11 protein-coding genes are annotated in these 13,555 nt (G+C 35.5%); 2 read left to right on the top strand and 9 right to left on the bottom strand.

The genetic code is table 11. The features are described from left to right. Positions 1-299 precede the first annotated feature (299 nt). From M5A78_RS19875 to M5A78_RS19860, 4 genes are all read right to left on the bottom strand, one after another. Positions 300-1,370 (bottom strand): hypothetical protein, encoded by a 1,071-nt coding sequence (locus M5A78_RS19875; protein WP_248737019.1) that lies wholly within the window; start codon positions 1,368-1,370, stop codon positions 300-302. 247 nt (positions 1,371-1,617) lie between these two features. Further along, positions 1,618-2,295, bottom strand: a complete 678-nt coding sequence (locus M5A78_RS19870) for a DUF3995 domain-containing protein (RefSeq protein WP_248737018.1) — start codon at positions 2,293-2,295, stop codon at positions 1,618-1,620. A gap of 185 nt (positions 2,296-2,480) precedes the next feature. Continuing rightward, positions 2,481-3,827: a HAMP domain-containing sensor histidine kinase gene (locus M5A78_RS19865; protein WP_248737017.1), complete on the bottom strand. Its 1,347-nt coding sequence runs from the start codon at positions 3,825-3,827 to the stop codon at positions 2,481-2,483. Then, a complete protein-coding gene (locus M5A78_RS19860; protein ID WP_248737016.1) occupies positions 3,824-4,498 on the bottom strand; it encodes a response regulator transcription factor in 675 nt (224 codons plus the stop codon). Before M5A78_RS19860 ends, M5A78_RS19865 begins: the two co-directional genes overlap by 4 nt. A 707-nt stretch (positions 4,499-5,205) precedes the next feature. Between M5A78_RS19860 and M5A78_RS19855 the strand changes: the two genes are divergently transcribed. After that, the gene (locus tag M5A78_RS19855) at positions 5,206-7,323 is read left to right on the top strand and encodes a TerD family protein (RefSeq protein WP_248737015.1); all 2,118 of its coding nucleotides are present in this window, start codon (positions 5,206-5,208) and stop codon (positions 7,321-7,323) included. A 427-nt stretch (positions 7,324-7,750) separates the two neighbouring features. After that, positions 7,751-7,972 (top strand): hypothetical protein, encoded by a 222-nt coding sequence (locus M5A78_RS19850; protein WP_248737014.1) that lies wholly within the window; start codon positions 7,751-7,753, stop codon positions 7,970-7,972. Between the two features lie 106 nt (positions 7,973-8,078). Here M5A78_RS19850 and M5A78_RS19845 read toward each other — a convergent pair whose 3' ends face one another. The 5 genes from M5A78_RS19845 to M5A78_RS19825 all read right to left on the bottom strand — a co-directional run bounded on the left by M5A78_RS19845 (position 8,079) and on the right by M5A78_RS19825 (position 13,555). Next, positions 8,079-9,491 (bottom strand): MATE family efflux transporter, encoded by a 1,413-nt coding sequence (locus M5A78_RS19845; protein ID WP_248737013.1) that lies wholly within the window; start codon positions 9,489-9,491, stop codon positions 8,079-8,081. A 16-nt stretch (positions 9,492-9,507) separates the two neighbouring features. Beyond that, on the bottom strand, positions 9,508-10,089 hold the full coding sequence (locus tag M5A78_RS19840) for an acyltransferase (protein WP_248737012.1): 582 nt from the start codon (positions 10,087-10,089) through the stop codon (positions 9,508-9,510). Further along, positions 10,082-11,143, bottom strand: a complete 1,062-nt coding sequence (locus M5A78_RS19835; protein WP_248737036.1) for an O-antigen ligase family protein — start codon at positions 11,141-11,143, stop codon at positions 10,082-10,084. The genes M5A78_RS19840 and M5A78_RS19835 overlap by 8 nt, the downstream gene beginning before the upstream one ends. Positions 11,144-11,319: 176 nt before the next feature. Beyond that, on the bottom strand, positions 11,320-12,405 hold the full coding sequence (locus M5A78_RS19830) for a glycosyltransferase (protein WP_248737011.1): 1,086 nt from the start codon (positions 12,403-12,405) through the stop codon (positions 11,320-11,322). Between the two features lie 49 nt (positions 12,406-12,454). Next, entirely contained in the window at positions 12,455-13,555 is a 1,101-nt protein-coding gene (locus M5A78_RS19825; RefSeq protein ID WP_248737010.1) for a glycosyltransferase family 4 protein, read from the bottom strand.

Genomic DNA, 13,555 nt, shown 5'->3' with positions numbered 1-13,555 from the left:
TCAAACGTTTGATTACATCCGCTGAAAACCCTATTAAATAACGATTTATTCATCTGAAAGTGGAAAAAATTTGTTGAAAGATGATAGATAAATGGACTATGACTAACAAACAGATAAGCTAATCCCCTTTAACGCTACATATCGACTGATTTCCGTATATGCTATACTATTCAATCGTTTGATTAAATACGCTGAAAACCCTGATATATAGGTTTTTTATCCGTCTGGCAAGAGAATATTTTGTCTATACACCGTAAAGATTTTATCAGGAAAAGGATGGAAAAGCCCTGACGTTTTCGTTAAGCGTTATGATCATTTCCACAATGGAGACATCTGCCACGCCGGCGATAGTAATAGGCGATAGTTGCAAGACCAAGAGTTATTCCCCATGGGACCCAGAAAAGCATCGGCCCAATAGCACCTCCGATTGAGCTGAGCAAGATGTCGTCGGCTGGCATAAGGTGAAATGTAACAGCAAAAAAAGAGAAGGTGAAGACGAGCCCAGCGGCTGTTACCGCAATCGCTACAATCGACGCAGGAATGACCGCTAAAAGGATGGGCACTCTTTTGCCACCGATGAATGGGAACCAACGCGGGAAAACTTCACCCCATTTCTGAATCAATCCAAGTGTGAGAATACCACCACCAATACAAACTGATCCAAATACCCATTCTGTAATATTAGCCATCGGATTTATGTTAGAAAAATCCCTCAAGAACTGCGCATCAACACCGAGAGGGATATTTAGTGCCCAGGCAAAACGTGTAAGTGCATAAGGCAGTGGAGCAAGGGCAGCAATTATTGTAATCCACCGACCCCAACGCAAGAGCAAAGAAGGTTTATCGTGCTCAGTCCGACCGCAATATTCACAGGCATTGCGTGTTCTTCGATAATAGACAACAGCTGTAGAGATCCAAAGAAGCGCACCTATAATACAAACGATTTGATTGAACATTTGCCAGTTGAACGCAAATTTAAACATGAAGGCATAAGCCATGGCAGCTATCAAACTAATATCTGGAATAAAGAGGAGCAAGGCAGCTGCGAATACCCAGGCATAGGTGAGAAACAGCCATCGAGGAAGCATCCTTCCCCACGATTTTTGCATGGCAATACCTATGCCAATACCTAAGAGACCAAGAATAACAAAAACGATACCGCCAACTCGAGCGGGTAAATAAGTGACTAATGCAGAAAACAATCCCAAGCTGTCATTCTTAAAAGGATATCCTTCTCCTCGAATTAACCAATAAAGATGCATTGCCCCATAGAGTAATGACCAGACAACTGCCATATATCCAATCCAAGAGGGCCAATGCTTTAAGCCTTTTTCAGTATCCATCTTCATTAATGGCGATGTAGAATTCATTGTAATCATCCTTTTCTACTTTACTTTAAATAACTTGTACTTACATTCATTTCCACAATCTGTTGAAAATTCGCTTACCGATAAACCAATTTCTTGGTCATCTTCTATATGCAAAATCGTAGATTCATAAACTGGCTGCCCTACTTATTAAAAAAACGCAGAATTTCACCTAATTTTACTATGCTGTCATAGTGATTTATCTAATAGGCATGGATTCTGCTTATGATGCACCTAGTTAAGTTGACATTTAAAAGCTTAATTTATCAGTGAAATCAAAAATGATAGACGCCACAAAAAGTGCTGTTAAGAGAAAAACCATAATCAAAATAAGGATGGTACCTCGTCTGAATGTTGATTTTCGAATCCCAGAAGCTTGTGCATAATGAGCGGCAGTTAAGCCTGCCATAATACCCAAAAGGACAAACCACGGTTCGTATAAAAATAATTCCCATAATGCTAGTACACGAACATTTACTTCTACAAACTCAGGGAAATCAATTGTAATGATATCGGCCAACAGGAGCGCTTTTGTGATCATTCCACTTACTCCGTGCGCAATTAAAAAGGCAGTGCCAACAAGAGTGGGAGTCAATACAATAAGTGGATGAATCTTTCTGCCTCCAATCAACGGTACCTGTAGCGGAACGATCCTACTCCAAGGCTTAATAAGCGCAATTAAAATAAATCCACAGAACATAATTGCGAGACCGGCGATGTAACTTCCCATGTAAATCATTGTGGGATCTTTCATTTCCCCCGGCATGCCAATCATTCCGCCAGCAGCTTGATAAAACCGGACGAAAACTGCGTATATGAACGCAAGCAAACAACCAACGTAAGCAGGCCATACAGACGATTTTGTAAAGCGTTCAAAGAAATTCAATCTATCAGTTGTTGATAATTTATTGATAATTGTTTTTTGCATATATTCTTACCCCTCCATTTTTATAAAATAGTATGAAGCGTTAATCGATGATCCCACAATAATTGGACTGACCACGTCTTCGAAGATAATAGAGTGGCAGCAACAATTACTTGGCATAATTAAACCCTACCTTCATACTAACCATCGAAGGTTAAATTGAAGGTAGGGTCGAGTTTAAATTTCGTTTAAATTTTTTCATGTAGATAAATCCTCGTTCCGCTAGAGGAGCTTTCGATTTCCCAATCTAGGTTCATTTCCTTTAGCATAAGTGAAACGATGGATAGACCAATTCCGGCTCCTTTCTCATGAGAGCCATTGTTCATTCCAGATCCTCTGTCTTCAATAACAACAACGTTTCTCCCTTCTTTTTCTTCGGTACGGACACCGACATATCGCCCTGATTTCGCGTGCCTAACTACGTTCTGGAACAAATTATCTATGATCCGTGTGAGCCATTGTGGATCGACATTCCAAACCAACACTTTTTCCTGCAATCGGACATCGACTTCAAATCCTTCCTTTTCAAAGACCGGATACCAACTCACAAGAGAAGCACGGATTAACCGCATCATATCCGTCTCTTTCCGCTTTATGGTATATTTTCCTGCGGATAACAGCGTATAGGAAAGAAGGTTATCAAGTAATTGACTTAACATATCCACTTTGCTTTCAATCAAATGAAGCGATTCTTCACCTTTTGGAGATAAGGACTCTTTCTGTAATGAATAGGCGTGTCCACGGATGGTTGTAAGAGGCGTACGCAAATCGTGTGATATATTGGCAATCAGCTGCTTTCGAAGAACTTCTTCCTCCTGTTCACGTTTTCTGCTTTTTGTCAGCTCGTCAATCATACGATTAAACGCCTGTCCCAATTGCCCAATTTCGTCTATTTTCGAAATTGCAACTTTGTCAGGAATTCCTGTCTCACCGGCTTCAGTCATCGCGGTTTGAAGCTGAACGAGACGTCTTCGTATTTTAGAGAAAAATAACCAGGAGATAAATAGAAATAGTGCGAAAACGAGAAAACCGAATGCTAGTAAGTACATGTCATCAATGAAGGACGGAGACAGCGGTTCCGTAAGTGTATGCGGCACTTGAAAAACCATAAAGCCCTGATTTGAATCGCCGCCGATATAAGCTACAATTGTAAACGGACCAGTACCGACACTTTTTTTCATAAATTCAACGCTGTCTTGAAGCGTCCATTGATTTGGGATTTTTAATTGATTAGGCGACATAAGCTTGGTATTGCCATCCGCATCCACCCAAAACATAGTTGCCATTGAATATTGTTCTTTCAACGTTTGAAGCCTTTTGTTAATTTTTTCAGGCGTCCCACCATTCAACTTGCTAGCTTCGCGATGCCACATTTGTTCCAGCTTCTCTGTATCAAGGTACATTATTTTTTGTTTTACTTCATTGTCCAGGAATTCCTTGGGAATATAATAAATAGGCAAAACTAAAGGCCATAAGATAAGTGCCGCGGTAATGATCAGCAGATACTTCATTAATAGGGATTGTCGGATTTTCATTGTTTCACCCTATAGCCAATTCCCCGGATCGTTTCAATAATTTGAGGTTGGCTCGGATTTTTCTCTATTTTTTCACGTAAATGACGAATATGTACCATTAATGTTTTATCCCCTTCCATATAGGGACTCCCCCATACCGCTTCATAAATTTGTTCCTTTGTGAGAATTTGGTTTGGGTGGCGAAGCAAATACGTGAAAATTTGAAATTGCTTTGCCGTTAGGATAATTTCAACATTCAATCTTGAATCGACAATAAGGTTTTGATCTAAATGAATACTAATATGGGCAAGCTGAATAAGCGGTGGTGATATCTTTCCGAACCGTCTTAACAGCACTTCCACCCGTGCCGCCAACTCATCTGGATGGAATGGTTTCGTTACATAATCATCAGCAAAATGAAGGCCTTGTAGTTTATCGTCAATTGAGGTTCTAGCAGAAAGCAATAAAATTGGCGTCTTTGGAAACTCCTTTTTCAGCCGCTGTCCGATTGAAAAACCGTCCAAACCTGGAAGCATAATATCAAGGATCACGAGATCAGCACTCTCCATATGACCGATTGCGCCTTCTCCCGAAGTGAGCCAGATCACGTGATAGCCCCGTTCGGTTAAATCTTCACTAACCCAAGCCCCAATTTCCTTATTGTCTTCAATGTATAAAAGATTTTTTCTCATCTCTTTTCTCCATTCGCAAAGTACAAATATTCATAATATTAGTTTATCATTATGCTGCTTCTCGTAAAGTTAATATTAAAAAAGATTAAACGTTTCAGCGTTTAATCCCTTAAAGGTATTGCTGTTATCGAATTTTTTAACACGAGGACGGATCATCTGGTTCCCTTGGTGTAAACAATAGACCTTTATATTTCCGTCCCTCAATCAGACACGCCTCGAACATCCTCTACTATTTTCCCTATCAAACAAACGTTTAATTAAAAGTACTGTATTCCTTGATATATAAGCCTTTACCCATCCCAATCTATGAAAAAAATGCCGAATGGTGCAATAATAGTAGCAAAACCGAAGATTCGAACCGCTCTTTTCACCAATCGACATCCTTTCGACGAAATTCCAAATGGGCTATACTATTCAATCGATTGGTTAAAACAGATGCAAGGCATTGATCTACAAGAACTTCCTCCGCAAACATGAAGAGAAGAATGTCGAGAAGCGCAAGGGAAATTTGCAGATCATAACCCACAAATCCCTAATGTTTGACTAGTTTCATGAGAACTTACATCATTCAATCAATTTCCAGTATATCCGCCACTAATTAGGGCACCGATTTTAATTTTTAATTGTAAGATTACCCCAAAATAGATATCATTTAATTACAAAGTAGATTGTATTAATATACATTCTTTAGACACGGAGCTGAAAGTATGGTCACCCAGATGAAAAAAGGTGCAAGAGTCGACTTAACCAGTTTTACAAAGATAACCATTCAAATTGGATGGGATACAAATGAAGAAATGGATATTGACTCTTCTCTCTTTATGGTTGATATCAATGGGAAATGTACGACAGATGACTCGATTATCTTCTATGGCAATCCTACTTCTTCCAATCGATCAATCAAGCATGTTGCCCAAACTAAGTATATAGAACAATTTCAAATCGATTTACCACTCGTTTCGTCTGAAATTGAAAAACTAGTCATCTCATTGTCCATTTATGAGGGAGTTAGCAATGGTAAAACATTTGGGCAAATCCAAAACGCGTACATGAAAATAATGAACACGAACCTCCTTCAAGAGGCCATCCATTATCCTCTTGATCCTTTTACCATAGAAAGCGCCTTAATTATTGGGGAGATATATCGAAGAAATGGAAATTGGAAATTCTCAGCCAATACAGGTGGATTTACAGGCGGGTTAGCAAAAATTTGCGACCTTTTTGGAATTGAAATAACTGAAGAAGAATCATCCATTAGCAAAAAAGAAGATTCTTGGCATCCTGAAAAGATTGAACAAAGACACCCCGATAGACGTGAAAACCAAACCGATACAAAGAAATACTCTATACATTACAGTGAGGATGCGGCTTTATCCGGAGAATCGGCCTCCGGCATTATTTTTGGGAATGTGAGTAATGCAAGCACTCTCTATGGCATGGATAAATTCAATACTCCCAGAGGACATGGCTTTGCAGCAGAGAACGCTAATTTTCTTTATGATAAAATGACCGGGAAAAAGGTTCAACCCTTGGGTGATGACCTAGATCCTCTGACTGGAAAAATTATTAAAAATGGAGCGGACAGATCGGTAAATGGAGTGAAGATCCAAACCAAGTATTGTACTAGTGGAAGTATATGTATTTCCGAATGCTTTGAAAATGGGGAATTTAGATATTTGAATCCTGACGGTTCTCCCATGCAAATAGAAGTTCCATCGGATAAATATGACGCTGCGATCCAAGCGATGGAAAATCGAATAAAGAACGGCCAAGTGCCTGGAGTTACGGATCCAAAGGAAGCCAAGAATATTGTTAGAAAGGGACATTTCACCTATCAACAAGCTAAAAATATAGCCAAAGCGGGAACAGTGGAATCCATCACCTTTGATGCTGTAAATGGTGCCATCATTGCAGCAAATGCTTTTGGAATAAGTGCAACTTTAACCTTTGCAACTTCTATCTGGAATGGTGATGACTTTGATGTGGCCTTAAAGGCCGCAACCTATTCAGGGCTGAAGGTCGGTGGTACCACATTTGTGACAGCTATTCTATCAAGTCAGTTATCGAAAGCAGGATTAAACAGTCTTTTAGTAGGAAGTTCAGAAGCCCTTGTTAGTATTATAGGACCTAAGGCCTCTGCCATGTTAGTCAATGCTTTTAGAAGCGGTACAAACATCTATGGTGCAGCGGCAATGAAAAGTGCTGCCAAAATGTTAAGAGGCAATGCCATAACTGGTGCCGTTTCAATTGTTGTTTTGTCTTCGGTTGATGTCGTGAATATATTCAGAGGGAGAATCTCAGGAGCCCAATTGTTTAAAAATATAGCAAACACTGCATCAACTGTAGCAGGCGGTACTGCAGGCTGGGTTGGCGGCGCTACTGCTGGCGCTGCTGTTGGTTCTGTTGTCCCTTTTATTGGTACAGCAGTTGGCGGAGTTATAGGGGGCTTACTTGGCTCGATTGCTGGCGGCAGTGTAGCAGGTAAAGTTTCAAACAAAGTCCTCAATGAATTTATTGAAGATGATGCAGAAGAAATGGTACGAATAATTGAAAAAGGATTTACACAAATGGCTGAAGACTATTTGTTAAATCAAAGTGAAGCAGAGAATATTATCGACCATCTAAAAGATGACTTAACAGGATCAACCCTGAAGGATATGTATAGTAGCTCAGATAGAGAGGAATATGGACAAAATTTACTCATCAACCATGTTGAAAGTGAAGTGCAGAAACGGAAAAAAGTAAGTTTGCCGTCGCAAGATGAAATGGAAAAAGGATTAAGAAATGTTCTTGAAGAAATGTCAGACCAAATGGCAACGGCGTAGACTAAAGTTAGTGCTTATACGGGTGAATCTGGTTATCCCGTCAGATAAACATGGACAAGTTGAACTCCACAGGGACGGTTCTAAAAGGGGACAATCGGAAGTTTTGCGCGCAAAAAGGCACAACTAGGGGGGACGGGGGTCCAGAGCAAGACCCAAATGATTTGGATCGTGATAATGACGGAATGGCATGTGATTGGAATCCTTGAAAACTACAATCTTTTATATAAAAAGCGGAAAAGGACTTTCCGCTTTAATGGAGAAGTCCTTTTTAGTATCTATTTATCGTTTTATGTCATAAGCCTTGTGCATATATTTTTGGTTATCAATTACTGGTAACCGTAGGAAAAATCTAACATTTTGAGTAGTAGTAATTCTTTGGTATCATTGTGAAGTACTTTTTTAAATCTTTCAAGAGGTGACAACTAGAATGAGAAGAAAAAAATATTTTAGTATTTTGGTATTATCTGCTTTAATTTTGGGATTGGTATTATCTGCTTGTGGCAACTCTGAAACTACCGATGCAAAAAAAGAGGTTGTATCAAGCAAAAAGGACAACAAAGAAAAAAACCTCAAGAAACAGATACCCAAGGAACAGACGCAACACGATCAACACAGGAGCCAATTGTCACCCGCGACTAAGACCACATAGCCTGTTCCGGCAACTGCGTTATTTAACAAACCTATTTCCAATAAAAAATTGATTGATTACAGATTAAAAAAATGAACGAAATGCAAAGACTTCCTTCAGTATGTTCCTATTTACATATATAAGTGATAAGCTTAGTAATTGGTACTTGTATTATTGTCTTATAAGTTACTCCACATATATCCATAGATGCTTTGCTCCATCTCCATAAATTGTAAGATACTTGTATTAAAACGTTACATAGTAATAAATATGTTAAATTTGGATAAGTGTTAAAAATAATCATTTGTAATGAGATAGTAACTATACTAGAAATAACAAGTGCTTTTACATAACTTTGTTCATTTGTTAAAGAGATGATATTCGTACTTTTTTGAATAGATTGTACGATGTATCCTTGTAAAATCATTACGGTTAGTGGAATAAAAGGTAAAATCTTCGTATTTGAGTTGAATAATTTTAATACATCAGCTCCGAACAAAGTTAAAATGAATGCTCCTAATACAAAAAATGATACAAAGATAAAAGTGGATATTGAAAAAACTTCTTTAAGTTTCTTTTTATCATCCTTCACAATAAGATTTCCCATTTTCATTAAGTAGGTATTAAAAGGAACACTTGAAAACGCACCAATTACACTAACCAGCTGCCAGGACAATCCGTAGCTTCCAACGACTTCTAATGATAAGTACAAAGGAGCTATTAACAAAAATAACTGATTTTGAATAAAATTACTTATCAATACTCCTCCAATACCCTTACTCTTACTAGTAATAATTTTAAAAGTACGCTTAAATTGATCGTCAAATGTCTTTAAAGCTTTATTATAATCAGCGAACTTTATTTTCCTAATCTTGTTAGTGATTTTAAAATACTGTATTGTCAGTAGAATAGAAGTTATTAAATATGCAATGGATAGCCCTATAAGATTATATCCAAGCTTCAACAAAACAATTTTTGAAATAATACTAAATAACGTATTTGTAATTGTAATTACTTGTAACTCCTTTATCATTCCTAAACCTTTAATAATGGTAGCTTCAGATAATATGAACATATTAAAATATACACTTAATGAAAAAATTAACCATGAGATAACCACTTGACTTGTACTTAGATTATTATTTGCTATATGCAAAATATACATAGTCATAATAATCAATACAAAAATAACAATCGTACTAATTCTTGAATAAATCTTCTTAGCGGCTATCATTATTTGATATAGATAGTAATAATTAGGCTCATCTGAACCCTTAATATCCTTCAGTGTTTCTAACTCAGACTCTTTTACTCCGGAATATGCATACATGGCGTATCTTGAAATTACTACTCCATAACCCATATCAAATAATACGACAAATGTATTTATCGCTAAAAATATATTCCATATTGCATACTCACTTTTTGTTAATGAGGATAGTAAAAATGGTAAGATAATAATTGAAGAAAAAAACCTTAAAAAGTAAGCTATATAACTTAAACCAATATCCTTTTTTCCAACGTTGAATATAGTAATCACCTACTCCAAAAGTACACTACTCTTTATTAATAAACTCTTTACCACCAAGACTTTCCCAATCGATTGACCTATAAAACTTTTTCTCTTGCAATAGTTTTAAAAATACGGACTTATCTCGATATTTAATAACTCTCGCTGGATTGCCCGCAGCAATTGCAAAATCAGGAATGTCCTTCGTAACTACACTCCCACCGCCAATGACTGCCCCTCTTCCTATGGTTACTCCTGGTAAGACTAATACCGAGTCACCTAGCCATACACCCTCGCCGATAGTGATATCTTGAACAATGTTTATATTATCAAATGGTATCGATTTTAAGTTCTCTGTGTCATAATTATGATTAGAAGTAAGTAATTTACATCTTGGTGCAATGATGGTTCCATCACCAATAATAATTTTTGACTGATTAGTGGCATACATCACAATATCAGAGCCTAGAGATACATAGTCCCCTAAAAAAATATTCTCTGGTCTCGATATATTTTTCATAGTTGTTTGTAAAAGAACATTCTTACCTACCGATCCATATTTATCAATATTTCTTTTTCTAATTTTCTTCTGTATATGTTTCTTTAGGGATCTTAATATTCTAAACATTATTTTCATCACCTTTCCCCAGATTCGCATTGTCGAGACTAAATACTTTCAATGATGGAATAACCAATGCAAGCCAGAACATAGGATTATTTATATTATTGTGACTTAATGAATAAGATAATGTTACCATGATTAAAGAATACAAGAACAATGAATCCCTATTATTGTAATGTAGCAACAGTTTCACCTGTTTCCTTCCGAACGCAAATAACAATACTATGCTTGTTATACCTAATTCTACTGCCAATCTTAAATAATCATTATGTGTAACGAGTTTTATGGTTCCCCAAGGCGCTCGAAAGGTATTATACAACTCCCCCATAATAGGGTGCTTCAGAAATTCATAGTAGGTGTACTGCCACAACATTACTCTTGAGGTATCCTCTGGTTTTACAAAGAACCTTAATAAACCATATTCATAATTAGCTGTAGATAATATGACTCCCATATAAAATAAAAATATTCCCCAAAAGGTATAGTAAGAAAACATTATTATTTTTTTTGACCGTATGTTAAATAATAGTATGGAACCAATGATAATCATTAAAGCCATTAAACCACTTTTAGAACCGGTTAAAATTATGGTATAAGTACTTAATACATAGAACAAAAAACTAACTAGACCAAATTTGTTTTCTGTAGAAAAAATAAAAAAAAGTAGTAATATAATAGACATCTGTGACAGGTAATTTGGATTTACAATATCTCCTGCTCTTTCTATACCCTGAATATTGGTTTCAAAGAAAGCAAAGACAAATAATAAAATAATATTAAATCTGGTCATCCATAATATATTTTTAAGCTCTTCTCGAGTATTTATTGTATTTAAAATATATAGACATAAAACAAATATAAAACCATAATTAAGAAGACCTTGAACATATCCTTTTGTGTACAACGCCGACGACATTCCGTTAGAGAACCCATTTAATAATATTAGAAAAGCAAAAAAGACTAAATACTTTTCATACTTAAGCTTATGATTTAACTTGTATTTAACAATAATGTCATATAAAAATACTAGTACAATAGCAACTTGTAAAATTAAATCCATCAACGGTAGTAATTCCTCAAATAATGGTTTCACTGAATACACGTTAATGGCTATGAAAGGCCAAAATTTAGCTGCTTTATTTTTCTTAAAAAAGAACAAAAATATTTGAATTAATAGTAAAACCACCAAAAGTACTGATTTGATTTAATTCACGCCCCATACTTTAAGTTTTTCTTTTAAATGTTTAGATAAAGGTATTCAACCTTCATTATCTCATTCTCTACACAAAACCCTCCATCTTTCACAAATGCACTAAATACACTTCTATCTTGATTGTCCACTTGTCTAAGAATGGTATCTGCCCATCCCGCTGGTGATAGTTGTAAGGAGATTCGTTTGCAATTATGTGAAACAACAACTTCCTCGGTAATTACATCTGAAATGGCACACTGTAAACCAGATGTCTGTGCTTCTAATACCGCATTAGGAAATCCTTCATATAGAGATGGAAATAAAAAATAGTCCATAGCGGAAAGTACATTTGAAATATCTGTTCTAGTACCAAGAAACATTATTTTATCCTGTAAATTCTTTTCTCTTACTAAGTCTATTATTTTCTCTTTTAGAGAACCTGTACCAATAAGTAATAAGATTGCCTTAGAGTTCTTTTTTACTAATTCATTAAAGATTTCAATCATGAATCCATGATTCTTTGCTGGGAGGAATGCACCGATATTTCCTACAACAAATTTATCTTCTATACCCAGTTCCTTCCTTACCTTTTCGCGTCCTGTACTGCTAAACTTAAATTTATTAATGTCAATTCCGTTATTTATCACTTGAAAATTTGCCTTTTTTCCAAAAAGCCAATCTCCTGCCAATTTGGAAACTGCAACCATTTTAATCTTATTCTTCTGTAAAATGAGAGAATGATAATGGTGTAATAAATTTGTTACTAAAGAATTGGCGGCTCCCGCACTTCTGCTATGCACAATTACCTTACAACCATGTTTAAGCGCCACTTTCACTGGTTCTATATAACTTAATGTATTAAGATGACAATGAACAATATCAAAAGATTCATTTTCGAATAGTTCATGTAAATCTCTCTTATTTTTAGATATTGAAATATTTCTATGAGTGATTTTATAAAACTTACTTCCCATTTTAGTAAATTCATCATAGAAACATGGATTTTCCAAATTAGTATCAATGAAATCAAAATGAAACTCTGATTTATCGATATTGTTCCATATTTTATACAGATAGGTTTCTATTCCCCCAGTATTAGTGCTTAGGCCATAATGTAAAATTCTAATCATCTGGTTTACCGTCCTTAATACTAATAACTTTGTAGTTAAGTAATAAAAATTACTTTATTATATTTATTAATTCACTTCTATAAAGTTCAAATGCAGAATTCCATTCAAACTTATTAATAACATCAGCATAAGCATTATCTACAATTCCATTTCTTAAGTTAGCGTCTTTAATTAAATTGATTATGGCATTCTCTAGTTGCTTTGCATCTTCAGGTTCAACTATTAGTCCATTAACACCATTAATAACAGTTCCCGGTATTGTACTTACATTCGTTGTAATAACCGGCAGCTTCATAGCCATTGCCTCAAGTATTGTTCTTGGCATTCCCTCTCGGATTGATGGTTGTATATAAATATCTGTTTCCTCTAGTAACTCAACTAATTTATCTTGCGGCAGTCTATCATATAGTTTTATATTAGTGTAACCTTCAGCTAAACCCATTAACATCTCTTTGTCTTTACCGCCGCCTATAAGCATTAATGAAATATCATATTTTTCACTAAGTGATTTGATTGCATTTATTGCTGTATGAAATCCTTTTCTATAAACAAAGGTTCCAATACCTGTTACTAAAATTGGATCATGTAGTTTATTATTCTTTTTTGTACTACTAAACTTATTAATATCAACCCTGTTTTCGATAATTACTGTATTGGCTTTTTCATAAAGATCCAAGATCATATCTTCCATCATTTTGTTTAAAGCTCTAACTTTTGTTGCATTTTTTATTGAAAACATAGTGACTTCGGCTAATAATCTATCTTTTATCTTCTTACTTTTAAATAATTCAAAGTAATAAGTATCATGAATTTCTTGAAAAAGAGGAATATTAAATACTTTTTTAATTATATTTGCTGTGAATCCTCCTAATATTGGACATTGGGATAACATTAAATTAATATTATATTTTTTTATGATTTTATATATATAAAAACTTGTAATTGCAAAAGAAGGAGCCTTTAATAACTTGGGTACAAGATGGAGATGGATATTGCCCTCATTGTAGTAATGAAACCTATTGTCTTGGGCTCTCCCCAATATGTGATATTCATCAAAACCTTTTGCTAATTCCATCCATATTTTTTTCGTAGAATGATCCCTACTTAAAGGCGGAAATTCATTGGCACTTATGTGCAGTAAATTTGCCAT

This window comes from Neobacillus rhizosphaerae (assembly GCF_937468385.1).
Taxonomy (GTDB): domain Bacteria; phylum Bacillota; class Bacilli; order Bacillales; family Cytobacillaceae; genus Neobacillus; species Neobacillus rhizosphaerae.
The sequence above is the reverse complement of the archived record's forward strand: the minus strand, read 5'-3'. Positions and strand labels throughout refer to the sequence as shown.